The 21,462-nt window shown below is 65.7% G+C and carries 18 protein-coding genes; 15 read left to right on the top strand and 3 right to left on the bottom strand.

Features of this window, described 5'->3' with window-relative positions; all coding sequences use genetic code 11:
- Positions 1 to 288 precede the first annotated feature (288 nt).
- The 11 genes from FOS14_RS07725 to FOS14_RS07775 all read left to right on the top strand — a co-directional run bounded on the left by FOS14_RS07725 (position 289) and on the right by FOS14_RS07775 (position 14,104).
- On the top strand, positions 289 to 1,113 hold the full coding sequence (locus FOS14_RS07725; RefSeq protein WP_185981665.1) for a TIGR03084 family metal-binding protein: 825 nt from the start codon (positions 289 to 291) through the stop codon (positions 1,111 to 1,113).
- Entirely contained in the window at positions 1,110 to 2,825 is a 1,716-nt protein-coding gene (locus FOS14_RS07730) for an acyclic terpene utilization AtuA family protein (RefSeq protein ID WP_143769720.1), read from the top strand. Before FOS14_RS07725 ends, FOS14_RS07730 begins: the two co-directional genes overlap by 4 nt.
- Positions 2,822 to 3,970, top strand: a complete 1,149-nt coding sequence (locus FOS14_RS07735; RefSeq protein ID WP_143769721.1) for an acyl-CoA dehydrogenase family protein — start codon at positions 2,822 to 2,824, stop codon at positions 3,968 to 3,970. Before FOS14_RS07730 ends, FOS14_RS07735 begins: the two co-directional genes overlap by 4 nt.
- 82 nt (positions 3,971 to 4,052) lie before the next feature.
- Positions 4,053 to 5,651: an acyl-CoA carboxylase subunit beta gene (locus tag FOS14_RS07740; RefSeq protein WP_143769722.1), complete on the top strand. Its 1,599-nt coding sequence runs from the start codon at positions 4,053 to 4,055 to the stop codon at positions 5,649 to 5,651.
- An 8-nt stretch (positions 5,652 to 5,659) separates the two neighbouring features.
- Positions 5,660 to 7,663 (top strand): biotin carboxylase N-terminal domain-containing protein, encoded by a 2,004-nt coding sequence (locus tag FOS14_RS07745; RefSeq protein ID WP_143769723.1) that lies wholly within the window; start codon positions 5,660 to 5,662, stop codon positions 7,661 to 7,663.
- Positions 7,660 to 8,820 carry an acyl-CoA dehydrogenase family protein gene (locus tag FOS14_RS07750; RefSeq protein WP_143769724.1) on the top strand — a complete coding sequence of 387 codons (1,161 nt, stop codon included), beginning with the start codon at positions 7,660 to 7,662 and terminating at the stop codon, positions 8,818 to 8,820. Before FOS14_RS07745 ends, FOS14_RS07750 begins: the two co-directional genes overlap by 4 nt.
- Before the next feature lie 7 nt (positions 8,821 to 8,827).
- Complete coding sequence (locus FOS14_RS07755) at positions 8,828 to 9,604, top strand: enoyl-CoA hydratase family protein (RefSeq protein ID WP_143769725.1); 777 nt, start codon at positions 8,828 to 8,830, stop codon at positions 9,602 to 9,604.
- Between the two features lie 13 nt (positions 9,605 to 9,617).
- On the top strand, positions 9,618 to 10,238 hold the full coding sequence (locus tag FOS14_RS07760) for a TetR/AcrR family transcriptional regulator (RefSeq protein ID WP_143769726.1): 621 nt from the start codon (positions 9,618 to 9,620) through the stop codon (positions 10,236 to 10,238).
- Positions 10,239 to 10,240: 2 nt separating this feature from the next.
- Entirely contained in the window at positions 10,241 to 11,767 is a 1,527-nt protein-coding gene (locus FOS14_RS07765) for a long-chain fatty acid--CoA ligase (protein ID WP_143769727.1), read from the top strand.
- A 98-nt stretch (positions 11,768 to 11,865) separates the two neighbouring features.
- The gene (locus FOS14_RS07770) at positions 11,866 to 12,051 is read left to right on the top strand and encodes a hypothetical protein (protein WP_143769728.1); all 186 of its coding nucleotides are present in this window, start codon (positions 11,866 to 11,868) and stop codon (positions 12,049 to 12,051) included.
- Between the two features lie 67 nt (positions 12,052 to 12,118).
- On the top strand, positions 12,119 to 14,104 hold the full coding sequence (locus FOS14_RS07775) for a glycosyltransferase family 39 protein (protein WP_255450150.1): 1,986 nt from the start codon (positions 12,119 to 12,121) through the stop codon (positions 14,102 to 14,104).
- Between the two features lie 90 nt (positions 14,105 to 14,194).
- Here the strand turns inward: FOS14_RS07775 and FOS14_RS07780 are convergent, their stop codons facing one another.
- Genes FOS14_RS07780 through FOS14_RS07790 form a run of 3 tightly spaced genes read right to left on the bottom strand, consistent with a single transcriptional unit; the run spans position 14,195 to position 16,801 of the window.
- Positions 14,195 to 14,842 (bottom strand): hypothetical protein, encoded by a 648-nt coding sequence (locus tag FOS14_RS07780; protein ID WP_143769729.1) that lies wholly within the window; start codon positions 14,840 to 14,842, stop codon positions 14,195 to 14,197.
- 54 nt (positions 14,843 to 14,896) lie between these two features.
- The gene (locus tag FOS14_RS07785; RefSeq protein WP_143769730.1) at positions 14,897 to 15,913 is read right to left on the bottom strand and encodes a tellurite resistance/C4-dicarboxylate transporter family protein; all 1,017 of its coding nucleotides are present in this window, start codon (positions 15,911 to 15,913) and stop codon (positions 14,897 to 14,899) included.
- A gap of 42 nt (positions 15,914 to 15,955) precedes the next feature.
- Positions 15,956 to 16,801, bottom strand: coding sequence for a hypothetical protein (locus FOS14_RS07790; protein WP_143769731.1), 846 nt, complete (start codon positions 16,799 to 16,801; stop codon positions 15,956 to 15,958).
- Positions 16,802 to 17,047: 246 nt separating this feature from the next.
- On the opposite strand from FOS14_RS07790, the gene FOS14_RS07795 reads away from it, so the two are divergent.
- The 4 genes from FOS14_RS07795 to FOS14_RS07810 all read left to right on the top strand — a co-directional run bounded on the left by FOS14_RS07795 (position 17,048) and on the right by FOS14_RS07810 (position 21,461).
- A complete protein-coding gene (locus FOS14_RS07795; protein ID WP_143769732.1) occupies positions 17,048 to 19,021 on the top strand; it encodes an aconitate hydratase in 1,974 nt (657 codons plus the stop codon).
- Positions 19,022 to 19,036: 15 nt separating this feature from the next.
- Positions 19,037 to 19,834 carry an SDR family oxidoreductase gene (locus FOS14_RS07800; RefSeq protein ID WP_143769733.1) on the top strand — a complete coding sequence of 266 codons (798 nt, stop codon included), beginning with the start codon at positions 19,037 to 19,039 and terminating at the stop codon, positions 19,832 to 19,834.
- Positions 19,831 to 20,769, top strand: a complete 939-nt coding sequence (locus FOS14_RS07805; protein WP_143769734.1) for a DMT family transporter — start codon at positions 19,831 to 19,833, stop codon at positions 20,767 to 20,769. Before FOS14_RS07800 ends, FOS14_RS07805 begins: the two co-directional genes overlap by 4 nt.
- Before the next feature lie 362 nt (positions 20,770 to 21,131).
- On the top strand, positions 21,132 to 21,461 hold the full coding sequence (locus FOS14_RS07810; RefSeq protein ID WP_143769735.1) for a hypothetical protein: 330 nt from the start codon (positions 21,132 to 21,134) through the stop codon (positions 21,459 to 21,461).
- Position 21,462 lies beyond the last annotated feature (1 nt).

The raw sequence follows: 21,462 nt of genomic DNA on the forward strand, positions 1-21,462 counted from the left end.
CGGATATTTCGTGGCGGTTTGCTATTCCCAATCACTGAACGAGACGAGCATCACGCCCCCGGGGCAAGTGGCCTGCCGGCGCAACTAAACGAACGAAACTTCGCCTGAGAGACGGATTCCCGTCGATGAGGGCGAGTCTTGTTCGATCCGTACCGGCCGCCGCCGAAGCCGACCGAAATTAACAAGCACGCACGCTTGATTTTTTCTAACGACGGTGTGATGCTGGTCGCTGACGCCGAAGCAGACGTAGCTGTCGGCATCCGCAGCGGGGCTTTCCGAGGAGATGTAGTGGCGGATCTCGATTCGATACTTGACGACCTGAATGACGAATGCGCGGACCTTGACCGCCTGGTTGCAGGCATTCCCGCGGCCGAGTGGGGCGGGAAAACCCCGGCGGAGGGCTGGACGATTGCGCATCAAATCGCCCACCTGATGTGGACCGATCGAGTGTCGACGCTGTCTGCGACAGATCCGGCGGCATTCGCCGACGTGGTCAAACAGGCTTGGCAAAACCCAACCGGATTCGTCGATGAAGCCGCGAACGAACTGGCGCAGACGCCGCCCGATCGATTGCTCAGCGATTGGCGCCGGGCGCGTCAAGACCTGATCAACGCACTGCGCAACGTCGAACCCGGCCGCAAGTTGGACTGGTTCGGCCCCCCAATGAGTCCCGCGTCGATGGCCACGGCTCGAATCATGGAGACCTGGGCGCACGGCCAGGACGTCGCCGACGCGCTCGGGAAGCAACGGCAGCCGAGCGACCGCATCCGGCACGTCGCTCACATCGGCGTCCGGACCCGCAACTTCGCCTACAGCGTGCACAACCTGACTCCGCCGGCCGAGGAATTTCGCGTCGAACTAACCGCGCCGAGCGGCGAAATCTGGACTTGGGGGCCGGCGGACGCCAACCAACGGATCACCGGCCCGGCGCTGGACTTTTGTCTGCTGGTCACCCAACGCCGTCATCCCGACGACCTCGCCATTGTGGCGGAGGGGTCGGACGCAGCCCAATGGCTGACCATCGCCCAGGCCTTTGCGGGCGCACCGGGAACCGGCCGGGCGCCAGGGCAATTCACCAACACAGGCCGCGATGAGGAGGTGGCACACCAGTGACCAGGCTTGCCGCCGACCCGGACGTCATCCGGATCGGCAACTGTTCAGGGTTCTACGGAGACCGCATCAACGCGATGCGCGAAATGCTCGAGGGCGGCCAACTCGATGTGCTCACCGGCGATTACCTCGCCGAGCTGACCATGCTGATTTTGGGTCGCGACCGGATGAAGGACCCGAACCTCGGGTACGCCAAAACCTTTGTCCGCCAGATGGAAGACTGCATGGGACTGGCGCTGGACCGCGGGGTGCAGATCGTGGTCAACGCGGGTGGACTCAACCCCGCCGGGCTTGCCGCTCGGCTGCGGGAGGTCGCGGACAAGTTGGGCCTCGACGCGGCGATCGCCCACGTGGAGGGCGACGACCTCACCGCCCGCGCCGCCGACCTTGGGCTGGGCAATGCGTTGTGCGCCAATGCCTATCTCGGCGCGTGGGGAATCGTGGAATGCCTCAACGCTGGCGCAGATATCGTGGTGACCGGTCGGGTGACCGATGCGTCGGTGATCGTGGCGCCTGCCGCCGCGCATTTCGACTGGGGACGTACAGATTATGACGCCCTCGCCGGTGCAGTTGTCGCCGGACACATCATCGAATGCGGCACCCAGGCGACCGGCGGTAACTTCTCGTTCTTCACCGAAATTCCGGACCTGACGCGTCCGGGTTTCCCGATTGCCGAAATTCGGCGCGATGGCGCCAGTGTGATCACCAAGCACGAAAACACCGGCGGCGCTGTCACTGTCGATACGGTGCAAGCGCAGATCATGTACGAGATTCAGGGCGCGCGCTACGCCGGACCGGACGTCACGGCACGCATCGACTCCTTCGAACTCGTCCAGGTCGGACCCGATCGGGTCGAGGTGCGCGGCGTCGTCGGCGAACCGCCGCCACCACAACTCAAAGTGTCACTGAACACCCTCGGCGGCTTCCGCAACGAGATGGAGTTCATCCTCACCGGTCTCGACATCGAGGCCAAAGCCGAACTCGCCCAGAAACAATTGGAGTCGTGGCTGCCCGTGCGGCCCGCCGAGCTGGACTGGACTCTCGCGCGGCTCGACCGTCCGGACGCCGAAACCGAAGAGCAGGCCAGCGCTCTGCTGCGGTGCGTGGTTCGCGACTCCGACCCGAACAAGGTCGGTCGCGCATTCTCCAACGTCGCAGTGGAGTTGGCGTTGGCCAGCTACCCGGGGTGCAGCTTCACATCGATGCCCGGCAACGGGTCACCGTATGGAATCTTCACCCCCGGTTACGTCGACGCGTCGGAGGTGCCGCACGTGGCGGTCCTGCCGGACGGCACCCGCGTGGACATCGAGCAGGTCACGGATACCGCTGCGCTGGAAGAGGTGCCCGCGCCGCCGCTGCCAGAACCGTTGCCAGCCGGTGAGACTCTTCGGGTGCCGTTGGGCACCATCGCGCTGGCCCGCAGCGGCGACAAGGGCGGCAACGCCAACATCGGCGTGTGGGTCCGCACCGACGAGCAATGGCGTTGGCTGGTGAACACTTTGACCGTCGACGAGGTCAAACGTTTACTACCGGAAACGGCGCCGCTGACCGTGACCCGCCACGTGCTGCCGAAGCTGCGGGCCGTCAATTTCATCATCGAAGGACTGCTCGGTAAAGGCGTTGCCTACCAAGCTCGCTTCGATCCGCAGGCCAAGGGTCTCGCAGAGTGGTTGCGGTCCCGTCACATCGACATTCCAACGGAGCTGCTGCCATGAGTGTGTGGGACACCCCCGAACGAAAAGAACTGCGCACCACCGTTCGACGCTTCGTCGAGCGGGAGATCTTGCCCGAGCTCGACACCTGGGAGCGGGTCGGCGAACTGCCCCGCGAACTACACAAAAAAGCGGGTGCGCTGGGACTGTTGGGCATCCAGTACCCGGAATCGGCCGGCGGTGCCGGTGGTGACGGCATCGATGCGGTGATCGTCTGCGAGGAGATGCACCAGGCCGGTGCCTCCGGTGGCCTGTTCGCGTCGCTGTTCACCTGCGGAATTTCCGTGCCGCACATCATCGCATCGGGCAACACCGACCATATCGACCGTTGGGTGAAGCCGACGCTCGCCGGCGAGAAGATCGGATCGCTGGCCATCACCGAGCCTGGCGGCGGCTCCGACGTCGGGCACCTCACCACCAGCGCGCGCCGCGACGGTGACCATTACATCGTCAACGGCGCCAAGACCTTCATCACGTCGGGTACCCGCGCGGACTTCGTGGTTACTGCCGTGCGCACGGGTGGCCCGGGCGCTGGCGGCGTTTCACTGTTGGTGGTGGAGAAGGGCACGCCCGGTTTCACTGTCGCCCGCAAGCTCGACAAGATGGGCTGGTTGGCCTCGGACACCGCCGAGCTTTCCTACCAAGACGTTCGGGTTCCGGTGGAGAACCTGGTCGGCGCAGAGAACACCGGCTTCTACCAGATCGCGCAGGCGTTCGTCAGCGAGCGGGTCGGCCTTGCCGCCCAGGCTTATTCGAGTGCGCAGCGATGCCTCGACTTGACCGTGCAGTGGTGCCGGGACCGGGAAACGTTCGGGCGGCCGCTGATCAGCCGACAATCCGTGCAGAACACGCTGACCGAAATGGCGCGCCGGATCGACGTGGCCCGGGTGTACACCCGCCACCTCGCCGAACGCGCCGCGGCCGGTGAGACGGACCTGATCGCCGAGGTCTGCTTCGCCAAGAACACGGCCGTCGAGGCCGGCGAGTGGGTCGCAAACCAGGCTGTCCAGTTGTTCGGCGGCATGGGCTACATGCGCGAGTCCGAGGTCGAACGTCAGTACCGGGACATGCGGATCATCGGAATCGGCGGCGGCACAACAGAAATTCTGACCGCCTTGGCGGCCAAGCGATTGGGCTTCCAGTCATGACCCCTCAGTGGCGAGCCGGTGGTTATCGAGACCACCACTCGACATCCGCCCCGATAACCACCCGCTCATCGGCAGGAGCATTGTGAGCACGATACGTTCAACCCTCGATCCAGCTACACCTGAATACCAGCAGGCCGCTGAAGCCATGACCGCCAAGCTGACGGAGGTCGAGGCCGAGTTCGCCAAGGCGATCGCCGGTGGCGGACCCGACAAGGTCGCCCGACACCGCAAGCGCGGCAAGATGACCGCGCGCGAGCGGATCGAACTCCTCATCGACGAGGACTCACCGTTTCTCGAGCTCTGCCCACTCGCCGCGTGGGGCAGCGACTTCCACGTCGGCGCGAGCACTATTGCCGGCATCGGCGTGGTCGAGGGCGTCGAGTGCATGATTGTGGCACCCGACCCCACCGTCAAGGGCGGCACCTCCAACCCGTGGACGCTGCGAAAGACGCTGCGCATCAACGACATCGTCCGCGAGAACCGGTTGCCGGTGATCTCACTGGTCGAGTCTGGCGGTGCGGACCTGCCCACCCAGAAGGAAGTCTTCGTTCCCGGCGGCGCCCTCTTCCGCGACCTCACCCAGGCGTCGGCAGCCGGAATCCCCACCATCGCGCTGGTATTCGGCAACTCGACCGCGGGCGGCGCCTACATCCCGGGCATGTCCGATCACGTCGTCATGATCAAGGAACGCTCCAAGGTGTTCCTCGGCGGGCCGCCGCTGGTGAAGATGGCCACGGGCGAGGAATCCGACGACGAATCATTGGGCGGTGCCGAAATGCACGCGCGCACGTCCGGTCTCGCCGACTACTTCGCCCAAGACGAGCAGGACGCAATCCGCGTCGGCCGCGCGATTGTGAAGCGGCTGAACTGGCGCAAGCAGGGCCCGGCCCCACGGGCCGAAGTGATCGACCCGCTCTACGATTCGGAAGAACTTCTCGGCATCGTGCCGACCGACCTGAAGATTCCGTTCGACCCGCGCGAGGTCATCGCCCGGATCGTCGACGGCAGCGACTTCGACGAATTCAAGCCGCTCTACGGCAGCAGCCTGGTCACCGGCTGGGCCGAACTGCACGGTTATCCCATCGGCATCCTCGCGAATGCCCGCGGCGTGCTCTTCTCCGAGGAATCGCAGAAGGCCACCCAGTTCATCCAGCTGGCCAACCAGACGAATACGCCACTGTTGTTCCTGCACAACACCACCGGTTACATGGTCGGCAAGGAGTACGAACAGGGCGGCATCATCAAGCACGGCGCGATGATGATCAACGCGGTGTCGAACTCCAAGGTGCCGCACATCTCGGTGCTCATGGGCGCGTCCTACGGTGCCGGCCACTACGGCATGTGCGGCCGGGCGTTCAACCCGCGCTTCGTGTTTGCGTGGCCTAGTGCCAAATCGGCGGTCATGGGCGGTGCCCAACTCGCCGGCGTCATCTCGATCGTGAGCCGGGCCGCTGCGGAAGCTCGGGGCCAGGCGTTCGACGAGCAGGCCGACGCTGGCATCCGCGCGATGGTCGAGGCGCAAATCGAGGCCGAGTCGCTGCCCATGTTCATGTCCGGTCGCATCTATGACGACGGCGTGATCGATCCCCGCGACACCAGAACGGTATTGGGAATGTGCCTGTCGGCCATCCACAATGCCCCGATCAAGGGCGCCGACCGCTTCGGCGTCTTCCGGATGTGAGGCCGGCTATGACGACGATCACTTCTGTTCTCGTGGCCAACCGCGGCGAAATCGCGCGCCGAGTGTTCGCCACCTGCCGCCGCATGGGCATTTCCACCGTCGCAGTGTTCTCCGACGCGGATGCGCAGGCGCCGCACGTCGCCGAGGCCGACGCCGCGATCCGGCTGCCCGGCAACACGCCCGCCGAGACCTATCTGCGTGGCGACGTGATCATCGCCGCCGCGCAGGCCGCTGGTGCCGACGCCATTCACCCTGGCTACGGGTTCCTCTCGGAGAACGCCGAATTCGCCAAGGCGGTGCAGGCGGCGGGGCTGACCTGGATCGGCCCACCGGTCGCCGCCATCGAGCAGATGGGCTCGAAGGTCGAGTCCAAGAAACTCATGGATGCCGCCGGGGTGCCCGTTCTCGCCGAACTGGATCCCGCAGAGGTCACCGAGGCGCACCTGCCCGTGCTGATCAAGGCGTCGGCCGGCGGCGGCGGTCGCGGCATGCGGGTGGTGCGCGAGCTCGACCAACTCACCGACCAAATTGCTGCGGCCCGCCGCGAGGCCGAGTCGGCATTCGGTGACCCGACTGTGTTCTGCGAGCGCTACCTGGAAACCGGACGCCACATCGAGGTCCAGGTGATGGCCGACACCCACGGCAATGTCTGGTCGGTGGGCGAGCGCGAGTGCTCCATTCAGCGTCGCCACCAGAAGGTGGTCGAAGAGGCTCCGTCGCCGCTGGTCGAACGCATTCCCGGGATGCGGGAGCGGCTCTTCGAGGCCGCGCGGTTGGCCGCCGACGCCATCGGCTACGAAGGCGCCGGAACAGTGGAATTCCTGGCGGATGAAAAGGGCGACTTCTTCTTCCTGGAGATGAACACCCGCCTGCAGGTCGAGCACCCCGTCACCGAGTGCACCACCGGACTCGACCTGGTGCGGCTGCAATTGCAGGTGGCGCAGGGCCGTCGGTTGCCGGTGGAGCAGCCGCCGTTGCGCGGCCACTCGATAGAGGTCCGGCTCTACGCCGAAGACCCAGCGCACGACTGGCAACCGCAGAGCGGCATTGTCGAGCACATCGAGATCCCGCAGACTGCCGCGGAATTCACGCTTCTCGAAGAAGCCGGGATTCGGTTGGACAGCGGCGTGGTCGACGGTTCGGTCGTCGGCGTGCACTACGACCCGATGCTGGCCAAGGTCATCTCCTTCGCTGAGACCCGTGACGAGGCCGCGTTTCTGCTGGCCTCGGCATTGAGCCGAGCCAAGATTCACGGCCTGGTCACCAACCGTGACCTGCTCGTGCGGGTGCTGCGCCACCCGGCGTTCATCGCGGGCGACACCGACACCGCCTTTTTTGCCACGCACGGCTTGGACAAGCTCTCAGCACCCCTGGTCACCGAAGCTGACGAGGAACTATCCATTGTTGCCGCAGCGCTGGCGGACTCGGCGGCCAACCGGGCATCGGCCCGCGTCGACGCGGGCCTGCCGAGTGGATGGCGCAACATGCCGTCGCAGTCGCAGGTCAAGTCGTACGAAAGCCGAACCAGCGGTACCCACGAGATCAAGTACCGGGCGACGAGAACCGGCTACGTGATCGAAGGCCACGAGGGGCTGACGGTCGTCACCGTTGAACCGGATCGGGTGGTCCTGGCCGTGCCCGGCGAGAACGGTCTGGTGCAGCGACAGTTCAGCGTGGCGCGCTACGGCGACCTGGTGTGCATCGACTCCGCGCTCGGTCCGGTGGCCGTGCGGCGATTGCCAAGGTTCATCGACCCGACCGAGCAGGTCGCGGCCGGATCACTGTTGGCACCGATGCCCGGCAGCGTGATTCGCCTAGGCGCAGCGATCGGTGACCAGGTCACCGCCGGCCAGCCGATCCTGTGGCTGGAGGCGATGAAGATGGAGCACACGATCGCCGCCCCCGCTGACGGACGGTTGAGCGAACTCAATGTAACCGTGGGACAGCAGGTCGAGGTTGGTTTCGTGCTGGCCGTCGTGGAATCCGAAGAGACGCAGGAGAATCAGGAATGAGTTTTATCGAAACCGCCGAGCAGAAGGAACTGCGCGCTGCGGTGGCGGCGCTGGCGGACAAGTACAACTACCGCGACTACGTCCTGCCCAAGGCCCGCGCCAACGAGCCGCTGTCCGAATTGTGGGACGAGGCAGGAAAACTGGGCTTCCTCGGTGTGAACCTGCCTGAGCAGTACGGTGGCGGCGGCGCCGGGATCTACGAGCTCGCCCTGGTGCAGGAAGAGATGGCCGCGCACGGCGCCGCGCTGCTCTTGGTGGTGGTGTCACCGGCGATCTGCGGCACGATCATCGCCAAGTACGGCACCGATGCGCAGAAGGACAAGTGGCTAACCCGGCTGGCTGACGGCTCGGCCAAGATGGCCTTCGGCATCACCGAGCCCGATGCCGGGTCCAACTCACACCAGATCACCACCACGGCGCGCCGCGACGGCGAAGACTGGATTCTCAACGGCCGCAAGGTGTTCATCTCCGGCGTCGACCAAGCGGATGCGGTGCTGATCGTGGCCCGCACCGAGGATGCCAAGACCGGAAAGCTCAAGCCGGCGCTGTTCATCGTGCCCACCGACACCCCGGGTTTCATCGCGCAGCCGATGGAGATGGACATCATCGAGCCCGACCACCAGTTCACGCTCTTCTTCGACGACATGCGGCTGCCCGCGGAGGCGTTGGTAGGCAAGGAGGATGCCGCGCTGGCACAGTTGTTCGCCGGACTCAACCCGGAGCGCATCCTGGGCGCAGCCATGGCGGTGGGCATGGGTCGCTACGCGATCGACCGGGCCGTCGAGTACGCCAACGAGCGTCAGGTCTGGAAGACCACCATCGGTGCGCACCAGGGTATTTCGCATCCGTTGGCGCAGGTGAAGATCGAGCTCGAGCTGGCCAAGCTGATGATGCAGAAGGCTGCGGTGCTCTACGACAGCGGCGATGAGTTCGGCGCGGCCGAGGCGGCCAACATGGCGAAATATGCTGCGGCCGAGGCGAGTATCAAGGCGTTGGACCAGGCGATTCAGACCCATGGCGGCGCCGGCCTGACCAAGGAGTATGGTCTCGCGTCGATGCTGGCGGCGGCCCGGATCGCGCGCGTGGCCCCGGTGAGCCGGGAAATGGTGCTGAATTTCGTTGCCCAGCACAGCCTCGGGCTGCCAAAGTCGTACTGAGGTGAGCATGAGTACTACCGAAGCGCTGGTCCAATACCAGGTCGAACAAGGTATCGCGACGATCACCCTCGACTCGCCGCACAACCGCAACGCAATTTCCTCCCGCATGCTGGCTGAGCTGCAGCAGGGCTTCCACGACGCGACCGAAGACACCGCAGTGCGTGCGATCGTGTTGACGCACACCGGCAATACGTTCTGCGCGGGGGCCGATCTCAGCGAGGCGGCCAATTCCGATCCCGAGACCGCGGCCAACGAACGCACCCGCGCGGTGATCGGCCTGCTGCGCGGCATCCTCGAGCTCCCCAAGCCGGTGATCGCGCAGATCGACGGCAACGTCCGCGCGGGCGGGATGGGCATAGTCGGAGCCTGTGACATCGTCGTCGCCGGCCCCAGCAGTACGTTTGCGCTCACCGAGGCACGGGTCGGGGTGGCGCCGTTCATGATTTCGCTGACCGTGTTGCCGCGGCTGACCTCGCGCGCGGCGAGTCGCTACTACCTGACCGGCGAGAAGTTCGACGCGGCAACCGCGGTGGAGCTCGGTTTCGTGACGATTGCCGCCGACGATCCGGCCGCCGAGGTGGCGCGACTGTGCGGTGAACTGCGTAAGGGCTCGCCGCAGGGTCTGCGAGAATCAAAGCGATTGGTCAATGCGGCGATGCTCGAAGAGTTCGACCGGTCCGCAACCGAACTTGCCGATCGCTCGGCCCGCTTCTTCGGCACCGAAGAGGCGCGCGAAGGCATCATCGCCTTCCTCCAGCGCCGCCCGCCGAGCTGGGCCCAGTAGAAAGGTGAGTGACGTGACCGCGTCGGTTCGCGAACCCAAGCAGGATCGCAGTCGCGTCACTCGCCAGCGTCTGCTCGAGGCGACCATCGATTGTCTGGCCGAGATCGGCTGGAGCGCAACGACGGTGGCGGTGGTCGCCGAACGCGCCGGTGTTTCACGTGGAGCGGCGCAGCATCACTTCCCCACCCGCGAGGATCTGATCACGGCGGCACTGGAGTTCATGTTCGACAGCCGGATCCTGTATGCGCTCGACGAGACGCGGTCCCTGGGCGACAACCTTTCCGGACCGGCCCGGACCGAGGCGGTGGTGGCGGGGTTGGTCGATTCCTACACCAGCACGTTTTTCAAGGCGGCGCTGCAGGTGTGGACCGCGGCCGCCGCCGATCCGACATTGCGGGAGCGAATCGTTCCGCTGGAGGCGAAGTTTGGTCGGGTCGCGCACCGAGTGACGGCCAAGGCGCTGGGCGTGGAGAAATCGGACAGAGCTGCCAATCAGTTGGTGCAGGCCACGCTCGACCTGGCCCGCGGACTGGGTCTGGCCGACGTGTTGACCGATGACTCGGCGCGGCGGAACCAAATCGTGAAACAGTGGGCGGCGACCCTGCACGAGGCACTTTACGCATCAAAGGAGTGACGATGAGCAGCGTGCCGATGGATCTCGGATCGTGGATCGCTCGCCGCGCGGCGGCGAGCCCGCACCGCCCGGCGATCGCGTTCGATGGCGAAACGGCGACCTACGGCGAAGTGCTCGACCGCGTCGACAGACTAGCCGCGGCATTAGCAACCGGCGGGGTGAAACCCGGGGACCGGGTGGGCTATCTCGGTCTCAACCATCCCGACTTCCTGGTGACGCTGTTTGCCGCGGCGCGGGCCGGCGCGATCTTCGTGCCCCTCAACTTTCGGCTCACCGGTGAGGAACTGAGCTACATCCTCACCGATGCCGGCGTGCACACGCTGATCGCGGATGCCGACCATACGGCGGTGATCGACCAGATCCGCGGCGACGTCGGCCTCGCGCGCACCTTCGCGCTGACGCCGACACCCGGTTGGGAGACGCTCGACGACGTGATCGCGGCACAGGCGCCCATCGACCAACCGCAGCACCCGCAAGCGGATGACGTCGCAGTCATCATGTACACCTCAGGCACCACGGGCCGGCCCAAGGGCGCCATGCTCACCCACGGAAACCTGTTCTGGAACAACGTCAATGCGCTGTTGTCCTTCGACATCAGCCAGAGCGACGTCTCGCTCGTGTGCGCGCCGCTCTTCCACATCGGTGGCCTGAACGTGACCACGCTGCTGACCCTGCAAAAGGGCGGACAGATCGTCTTGATGCGGGCCTTCGACCCGGCTAAGGCACTGGAGCTGATTGCCACCCATCGGGTCACCACCATGTTCGGTGTCCCGGCGATGTTCCTGTTCATGAGCCAGGTACCGACCTTCGCCGACACCAACCTGGCCAGCGTGCGCTACTTCATCTGTGGCGGCGCTCCGGTCCCGGAGGCGTTGATCACGCTGTACGGCGAGCGTGGCATTCCATTCGCGCAGGGCTACGGCCTTACCGAGACGGCGCCGCTGGCGCTGGTGGTGCGCACCGACGAGGCGGCCGAGCGGATTGGTGCCGCCGGCCACCACGTGCTGCCGCTGTCGGACGTGCGCCTCGTCGACGCGGACAACAATCCGGTCGGCCCCGGCGGTCGCGGCGAGATCTGTGTGCGCGGACCGCAGGTGATGAAGGGCTACTGGAACAACCCGGATGCGACCGCCGCGGCCATCGACCCCGAGGGCTGGTTCCACACCGGCGACGTCGGCCGCATGGACGACGACGGCTTCGTCTACGTGGTCGACCGGGTCAAGGACATGATCATCACCGGCGGTGAGAATGTCTACCCGGCCGAGGTGGAAAGTGCCTTGTATCAGCATCCGGCCATCGCGGAGGTCGCCGTGTTCGGGCTGCCGCACGAGAAGTGGGGCGAAGCCGTCACTGCGGTGGCCGCGCTGAAGCCGAATACCAGCCTCACCCTCGACGAGCTGCGGGAATTCGCTCGTGAGCGGCTGGCCGGCTACAAGATTCCACTGCGCCTCGAGATCGTCGACGCTCTCCCGCGCAATCCGGCCGGCAAGATCCTGAAGTATCAGCTGCGCGAAGAGTTCGGCGGTTAAGTTCGCGTCTTATGTGGCCGGTTCGCGTCCCGGGCGTGGGGAGCCAACGGTGTAGCCGGGTAGCGAATGCGCGGCCGCCAACGGGGCATACTCACCGCATGGCCCGCGGCGAACACCCGCAACGCACACCGTTTTATGGTGCGCTGATGATGGTCGCGGCATGGATCAGCTCCGGCCTGGCCACGGCGTACGACGCCCCGGCGGCCGTTCGCTACACCATCTACGGCATCTCGGTGCCGGTCGTGGCGATCGGCTTCTTGATGACCTTCCGTGACCTTTCTTGATCCGTTCACAGGAAGTTGACAGGCTGGGCACAGGTCCACGACGCTTCCGGCGTCGATACTCGTCGCCGTGACTGTGACGACCATAGAACCGCCGATCACCGACCCGAGCGGTCAAGAACCAGTTGACCAGCCTCGGTTCTGCGGGCTTTCCCAGCGGGCGTGGGAGCGCATCGGCCTGATCGTGCTGCTGGCGGGCACTGCGTTCGCCTACCTGTGGAACATCACTATCAACGGGATGGGCAACACCTTCTACGCCGGCGCCGCGTGGGCCGGCTCGAAGAACTGGGAGGCGTTGCTCTTCGGTTCGGTGGACACCGGAAACTTCATCACTGTCGACAAGCCGCCGGTGTCGCAATGGGTGATGGGCTTGTCCGGCCAGATCTTCGGCTTCAGCAGCGCGAGCATGCTCGTTCCGCAAGCGCTCATGGCCGTCGCTGCCGTCGCCCTCCTCTACGGCGCGGTCAGCCGGGTCAGCAGTCGAGGTGCTGGCCTGCTCGCCGGGACGGTGTTGGCTGTCATGCCGGTGGCCGCGCTGATGTTCCGGTTCAACAACCCCGACGCGGTCATGGTGCTGCTCATGATGGCCGGCGCCTACTGCACGATTCGCGCGTTACAGAAGGCCAGTCCGGCCTGGTTCGCGCTGGCCGGCGTGGCCCTGGGATTCGCTTTTTTGGCGAAGATGCTCGAAGGCTTGATGGTGTTGCCGGCGCTCGGCATCGCCTACCTGATCGTTGCTCCCACGACGTTGCGCAAGCGGATTCTGCACTCGGCGGGCGCATTGGCCGCGTTGGTCGTTTCGTCAGGCTGGTATGTCCTGCTGACCATTTTGTGGCCGGCATCGTCGCGCCCATACATGGCCGGTTCGACGGACAACAGCTTCATGAACCTGGTGCTGGGTTACAACGGGTTCGCGCGCATCCTCGGCCGTAACCACGGCATGCCCGGCGGCGGCCACGGAATGCCGGAGAACTTCCACCTGCCCAAGGGTTTCGAGCTTCCGCATCACGCCGGACACGGCGGATTCGGTGCGGGCGCCACGGGCGTGAGCCGTCTGTTCAACGGCGAGATTGGCTTCGAGATCAGCTGGCTGCTACCGGCGGCACTGCTGTCGTTCGTGTTGGTGCTCATCGCCCGCGGTCGTAGTCCACGCACTGACCTGGTTCGCGGTGCCGCGATCGTTTTCGGACTGTGGCTGCTGGTCGACGGCGCGGTCTTCAGCTACATGAACGGCATGTTCCATGCCTACTACTCGTTGGCCGTTGCCCCGGCGATCGCCGGTCTGGTTGGCCTCGGTGTGCACGAGATGTGGTCGGCGCGCGATCGTGCGCTGGGCCGCTACGGCAGCGCCGCGCTCGTGCTGGCCGCGGGTGTCTGGGGATTCGTGCTGCTGCAGCGAAATTCGGGCTGGTTCCCATGGTTGCGCTGGGTCATTCTCGTGGTCACGATTCTGGCCGCGGTGGCTCTTGCGGTGTCGAGCATGCGCCGATTCTCGGTCGGGTTCATGGCGCTTGGTCTGGTGGCCGGGCTGGCCGGTTCGACTGCGTACGCGGTGGCCACGCTCGGACAACCGCACACGGGTGGCAGCCCGTCGGTGGGTCCGGCGGATTCGGACGCCGGTATGCGGGCGTTCGCGGCCTTCTTCGGCGAGGGCTCGCACAATCCCGCCCTCGACGCGATGCTTGGTGCGACGCACACCAAGTGGTCGGCCGCCATCGACCGGTCATCGTCGGCTGCGGCGCTCGAGCTGTCCAGCGACACCGCCGTCATGGCCATCGGCGGGTTCATGAACGACCCGGTGCCGACGCTGGCGCAGTTCCAGGACTACGTCCGCAACCACGAGGTCACCTACTACATCGTGCAGGCGCGACCCAACCTCCCGGGCATGCCGCAGCCTGGCAAGCCCGCGAAGGGCGACGCGCGCGGCGGCGAAAACTTCAGCGCGATGCTGGACCGGTTCGGCGGGCATCAGGACATCGCGGACTGGGTGGCCGCGCACTTCACGCCGACCACGGTGGGCAGCGCGACCGTGTACGACCTGACGAAGTACCACTGACTGACACCCGTCACCCCCAACCCCCTGTGCGTGAATTTTCACCGCCCGCGGTGAAAATTCACGCACAGGGCACGGGGCCCCAACGGCCCATCAGGCGGTCCGGCGCGTCAGGGGTGCCACCACCCTGGCGGTAAACGCCTTTTCGATCAGCGCGGCGACGTCGACGTGCCGCAGCGCCACGATGTCGGGTCGCGTGAGGACGGAGTTGACGTAGTCGGCGATCTTTTCCGCGGCGAAAACGCTGACGTTGCCGAACTTGTCGAGCACCCACGAGGGCAGGTCGGTCGGCAACAGATTCGCCGTGACGTCGGCCGGTAGCAATGGTTCGACCTCGATAAACAACCCGCATGGCGCTTCCGGCAGGAGCTTGAGCCGGACTGGCAGGTGCACCAGCAGCGTGAAGCGGGTCATTGCGCCCGCGATACCGAGCTGGACGCGCAGCCGCACGGTCGCGGACATCTCGATGTCCCAAGTCGGATCCTCGGCGGGCGCGGTGGCGATGGATTCGATGACAGCGACCGCGCTCACCGTGCCAAGACCGACGGGCCCGATCGCCAGCGGCCCGACTTGGATGCGGTCGCCGATCACCTGAGCCAGGGCGCTGCCGATGCGCTCCGGTGCCGCCGCCGCGATCAAGACCCGCGACACGAACTCGGAATGCGTAATCGCCTGCGCCGGCGGCGGTGTCACGACGTGCGGCATCGCAACCTGCGGCATCGCAACCCGGCCTGCGCTCATCTGCACTACCTCCGCGCTGCGATTACCCACGGGCACAACGGACAAACCCGTCGGTCACCGCCACGCGAGCCGGCGATGCAACCAGCTGACGACGATTGTCACGCCGACAATTGCCCAGGCCGCCAGCGCAACACACAGGAACACCAACGACACCGTGGACAAAAACGGCAGATCGAGCTCGCGTGCGCTGTTTCGCGTTGTCACCGAATACATTCCGAGCGGAAAGACCGCCGACCACCAGGCGGTGTCGATGCGGGTGGTCCAGTGGTGATCGCGCATATACAGAATTTCCCCGACAATCAGGACGGGAATCCAGGCCGTGGCCACGACCAATGTCACCACCGTGACCGCCTTGATGACGTCTGTGAGTGTCGCTGCCGCGCTGGCTGATTCGAGCGCGAAGACGAACTTGTCACCAGCGAGGGTGGCAATGGCCAGCCCGCCCATGAGAATCCACGCGTCCGGGGTGAAAAGCGCGGGAATGGAACCCTCTCGCCAGACCCGCCATAGGATCAGCGACACCACCACGATGTAGGCCAGAAGCGCCAACAGCCAAGCCGCGCCCGCTATCGCGAGCACGAAGGTGACCGAAGTGTCCGAATACAGGTCGCTCGCAGTGATACACAGCCCCGCAGTGGCCACGGTGGCGAGCAGCCAAGCGCCGCGGGCGCGATGGCGCAGGTAGGTGTGTGAGTGCCGGTGCACCGCACGAATGAGCATGACCGCCAGCACGATCCAGGCAAGACCGGCGACGACGAGCACCGCGGCCACCCATGCCGATTCGTGCGGCCAGCGCGCACCGAGAACCGCACACGCGGCGACGAACGTCAGCGCCCGCAGGTCGTTGGCCGGCATTCGCCGGCTGCCACTGAAGGGCGCCCGTCCGCGTGAGACGCGCAGCAGACCCGCAACCACGAGCCCAGCGAAGGCCGCGACCGCAATCGCGGTCAACACCTGATCGAGGGTCCGCCAATCCTGGTCGCGGGCAGCAATTGCCACGATCCCAGACGCCATCACCACCGCAAACGAGTCGGGCGGAAGGTCTGGGATGGGCAACCGAAGCGAGCGCATCGTGGTTGACGATAGCCACGGATGCGCTCGCGCTCGGTGAAATCAGCTACCGTGCCCTGCGGTTTGCTTGCGTGACATGCGGTCCCGCAGCCGGTTCAGCAGCGTCCCGCCACGTGTCTGCGTCCCGCCGCGTGCATCCGTCCCGCCGCGTGTGTCCGTCCCGCCTTGCGTCGCGGCAGTATCGCGCGCGGACGCCGGTTCGTCGGCGCGGTGGGTAGCCGTCGGCGGGGCCACCCGTTCACCGCCCGCCGCAGGTGCGGCAGCCGCGGCTGTGCTGGGGCCCGCTACCGGTGCCTCGCCCGGATGCGCGTGGCGCACTGGCTCGGCAACTGCGGACTCGTGCCGCGCCACCGGTCCACGACGGGCAACGGCCGGCTCCACGGTCTGGGCGTAGGCAAGGTCGCGCACGCTGCGCACCGACATCCGACCAAGGACGAACGCCGACAAGAAGATGATCGCCGCACCCAAACCGGTGAAGTAGCTGATGATCAGCAGCGCGGTCTTCCACGCGCCGGTGGCCACCGGATCACCGATGGAGCCAAGTCCACCGATCGGCCCCGCGAAGGTGTATCCGATCACGAACCACGCCCCCGAAGCGGCTGCAAGCCAGCCCGCGAAGTGTGCGACCGCGCGGTTGGCGGTTTGCAACAGAATCAGGCCGGCAAAGAACGTCACCGCACCGGGCAGAACTTCGAGCCAGCCGCGCGCCGACGTCCAAGTCCATGCGACATCGGGCGTATATGCCCAATGCACCAGTGGTCCGATGAACGGAATGAGCGCACCCCAAATACCAAGCAGAACGAGCAAGAACCCACTTACCGCGCCGCGGCTACGAGGAATGCGCACCATACCGCCGCGCGGGCGTCCTTGCCGATGGACATCAACCATGACGATCCTCCAACGGTGTCCCTCCCCGGGGCTTTTGCCATCCGGGGTATGAGATCGGAGTACCCACAACGCGTATGAGGTAACGGCATGGGTTTATTGGATTGCTCGCTGCGATGCTCAGTAAGGTCTCCGCTCGGATCCGATTGCTCGCTGCGACCTGCGCTCCGCTCCTCGCTCCGCTGCGATGCTCACGAAGGTCTCCGCTCGGCCCGATTAGGAAGCTTCACTAGCGGGTAGGTGCTCGGTGTGAGCGAGCCCGTAGCCAAACAGTTGATCGCCGATCACTTGGTTTCCGGTGAGCCGGAACCCGGCAATGAAATCGCTATCCGCGTCGATCAGACGCTGACGCAGGACGCCACCGGGACGCTGGTGATGCAGGAACTCGAGGCCATCGGCCTCGACCGCGTCAAGACCGAGGTGAGCGTCCAGTACGTCGACCACAACTTGCTGCAGGCTGACGAGAAAAACGCCGAAGACCACGCCTTCCTGCGGTCCGCGTGCCGTCGGTACGGGCTGTGGTTCTCCAAGCCCGGTAACGGCGTTTCGCACCCGACTCACATGAAACACTTCGGCAAACCGGGCAAGACGCTGATCGGCTCCGACTCGCACACGTGCGCCGGCGGTTCGCTGGGCATGCTGGCGATCGGTGTCGGCGGCCTTGAAGTGGCCATGGCCATCGCCGGTGAACCGCTCTATCTGCGGATGCCAGAGATCTGGGGCATCAACCTGGTCGGCGAGTTGCCGCCGTGGGTATCGGCCAAGGACGTCATCCTGGAAATGCTGCGCAGGCACGGCGTCAAGGGCGGACTCAACCGGATCATCGAATACCACGGTCCCGGTCTGGCCGGACTGACCGCGATGGACCGCCACGTCATCGCCAACATGGGCGCCGAGTTGGGTGCCACGGCAACGGTTTTCCCGGCCGACGATGCGGTGCGCGAGTTCCTGCAACAGCAGGACCGAGCCGACGACTTCCGTGAGCTTGTGGCCGACGACGACGCCGAGTACGACATCACCGACGAGATCGACCTATCCGAACTCGTACCGCTGATCGCGAAACCGTCCTCACCTGGGAACGTGGTTCCGGTGAGCGAGGTGGAAGGCACGCCGGTCAGTCAAGTGGTCATCGGCTCATCGGCCAACCCCGGTCTACGGGACTTCGCGATCGCGGCCGCGATGGTGAAGGGCCGGCAAACAGTCGATTCGGTGAGCTTCGACATCAACCCGAGTTGCCGGGAGATCTTCGCGGACCTCACCAAGATGGGCGCCACCTTCGACCTGATCTCGGCGGGCGCGCGCATCCACCAGTCGGGGTGCATGGGCTGTATCGGGATGGGACAGGCGCCCGCGTCGGACACGAATTCACTGCGGACGATGCCGCGTAACTTCCCCGGCCGCAGCGGCACCAGGGAAGACTCGGTGTGGTTGTGCTCGCCCGAAACCGCTACTGCCGCAGCGCTTACCGGCACGATCATCGATCCCCGCCACCTCGGGGAGAAGCTGAGCATGGACTACCCGAGCCTGCAACTGCCCAGCCAGCCCACAATCGACACCGACATGCTCACCGCACCGTTGCCGCAGGAAGAGGCCGAGAAGGAAGAACTGGTCAAGGGCCCCAACATCTCCGCGTTGCCGGACTTCGAACCGCTGCCCGACCGCATAGAGGCGCCGGTGCTGCTCAAGCTCGGCGACAACATCTCCACCGACGAGATCTCACCTGCGGGGGCGCGGGCGCTGCCGTTCCGCTCGAACATCCCCAAGCTCGCCGAGTTCACCTTCACTCAGGTCAACGAGGACTACCCGCAGCGTGCGAAGGACCTGAAGGACGCCGGCGGCCACATCGTGGTGGCGGGCGACAACTATGGCCAGGGATCCTCGCGCGAGCATGCGGCCATCACGCCGCGCTACCTCGGGCTAAACGCCGTGATCGCCAAGTCGTTCGCCCGAATTCACTGGCAGAACCTCGCGAACTTCGGCATCCTCGCGCTCGAATTCACCAACGACGAGGACTATGACGACATCGACGAAGGTGACACCCTGGTCCTCGAAGGATTGCGCGAGTCACTCCCCGGCGGTCCGGATCTGCAGGTGCACAATTCGGACAAGGACCACTCCTATGCTGTACGGCATCGGCTATCTGATCGACAGGTCGAGGCCGTGCTCGCGGGCGGCCGGATTCCGGTGCTCGCCCGCAAGCAGGATGAGGACGGTGACGACTAGCGCGGGGAGGTTTCGGTGCTACCGACCGGCAAATGTGCGCTGGTCACCGGCGCATCCAGCGGTATCGGCGCCGAGGTAGCCGCCCAACTCGCTAGTCGTGGCGCTTACGTGCTGGTGCACGGTCGCGATCCGGACCGCACCCGCGAGGTTGCCGACCGGATCGGTGGCGCGGCCGTCGCCGCGGACCTCGCGGATCCGGGCGGCCGTCAGCAGCTCGTCGAGCAAGTGCGTGAGGTGTGCGGCGCCGTCGACATCCTGGTCAACAATGCCGGGGTCGGCTGGGCAGGCCCGCTCACCGATATGCCGGTCGAGCGCATCCGGCATATCGTCGAAGTGAACCTGTTGGCGCCCATGGAGCTGACCCGGATGTTGCTACCCGACATGATTCGGCGGGTTCAGACCCACATTTGCTTCGTCACTTCGGTGGCGGGGCGTACCGGCGTGGCCGGGGAAGCCGCGTACGCAGCGACCAAGGCCGGCGTGGACGCGTTCGCGGAAAGCCTGCGCGCCGAGGCGGCCGGGACCGGATTGCGAGTCGGCGTGGTGGTGCCGGGCGTCGTGGACACCGCCTTCTTCGCTGCGCGCGGGCGACCGTATGACCGCGAGCGACCGCGTCCGATTCCGGCCGACGCCGTCGCCCGCGCGGTCGTCCGGCAGATCGAAACCGGGCGCGCCGAGGCCTGGGCGCCGCGCTGGCTACGGGTCGCCCCAACTGTCCGGGCACTGGCGCCGAGCGCCTACCGGCGGCTCACCGACCGCTTCGGGCAGTCGATTCGGCTCGGCGACGCGGAGGCCCGTAAGGTGCCGCCGTGATCATCGTCATCGGGCTGAGCGTGCTCGCCGCGTTCCTGTTCGCGGCGGCGGCGTACTTGCAGCAGCGCGCGGCTCGTGCGGTGGTCGCCGTAGACCCGTCGGCGGCGTGGGTGCCGGGGATCGGTGGTTTGGTGCGGCGGCTGCTGCGCAGCACAACCTGGCTGCGCGGTTGGCTGACCAACCTGTGCGGCTTCCTGACGCAGGCGGGCGCGCTGCATCTGGGGTCGGTGGCCGTGGTGCAGCCGCTGATGTCGACGCAGCTGTTGTTTTCGCTCCCGTTTGCTGCGGCGGAACAACGCCGACGGCCGAGCCGGCGGGACTGGCTCGCCGCGCTGGCCGTCTCCGGCGGTCTCGCGCTGCTGCTCACCACGCAGGGCGCCGCGCCATTCGCAGGCGATCCCCGGCGCGATCGCATCATCCTGTCGGTCGCCTCGGCCGCGGTGCTGGTCGTCATCCTGGCGCTGATCAGCACTCGTTTCGCCATCCAGACCGCCGCACACCTGGTGGCGATCGCCGCGGGCTTGTGCTTTGCGATGAGTGCCGTCTTCATGAAGCTGACCATGACCGACCTGGTGGACCGCGGGATCGGCGCCACCGCCACCGACTGGCCGGGGTATTTGTTGGCTGCCTCCACGTTGACCGGTTTGTTGCTCGAACAGGCCGCATTCGCCGGTGGGCCACTGCCGTGGGCAATCGCGGCGATGAGCGTGACCAACCCGGTCGCGAGCTACATCATCGGAATGCTGGCGTTCGACGTGAAAATTCCCACGGATCCGGGATCTCTTGCGGGCATGGTCGGGGCACTGACGTTGATAGCGGTAGGTGTTGCGGGACTGTCACATTCGATGCTCGCCCTGTCCTTCTACGCCAGCGGTGATCACAAAATTGACACAACTTCACCCGCGATAAATGCGCCGAGAGCGCCTATCATCTAGTTCAACCGCCGTCGCCTAATGCAGATCCCTGGTAGCTAATGCTTATTGAGAACCAACCGCGAGTAATCGAAATCCCACATCTCCCGGCGGCCGCAAAGCACAGCCTGCGGCTACTTCTGGAAACGGTTCTGGTTCCGACGGCCTTGCTCTACGCGTGCCTGCACACCGTTGGGGCTTTTTGGGGATTTGTCGCGATTATCGGTTGGTGCGTAGCAACTTTGGCGGTCCGCTGGGTCACCGAGCGCCGCCTGCCCGGCACCTTGGTCTTGGCATTCGGAATTGTTGTCGCACGGTCTTGCACGGCAATGGCTTTATCGAGTGTTTACATTTATTTGCTGCAGCCGGTGGTCGGTTCGGCAGTAATGGCCGCGCTGTTCCTCGGTAGTGCCGCCGTGGGCCGGCCCATCACGCTCAAGCTCGCCCAGGACTTTGTGACGTTGCCCGCCACCTTGATTCATGATCGAAAAGTCCGGCGTTTGTTCGCGCAAATCTGCGTGCTCTGGGGTTGCTCGCGCCTGCTCGACGCCGGCATGAGCCTCGGCGTGCTGCACTGGGGCGTCGACGCCGGTCTGTTGTCGCGCGGTGTGCTCAGCGGCCTGCTGACCGGTCTGACGATCTGCGTCTGCGCCTACTTCGGCTGGACCCGGCTGCACCGCAATCACGGCGTCGTGTTCCGCCGCGCGACGATCTGAC

The sequence above is a fragment of the Skermania sp. ID1734 genome, assembly GCF_007489285.1.
In the GTDB taxonomy this organism is placed as follows: Bacteria; Actinomycetota; Actinomycetes; order Mycobacteriales; family Mycobacteriaceae; genus ID1734.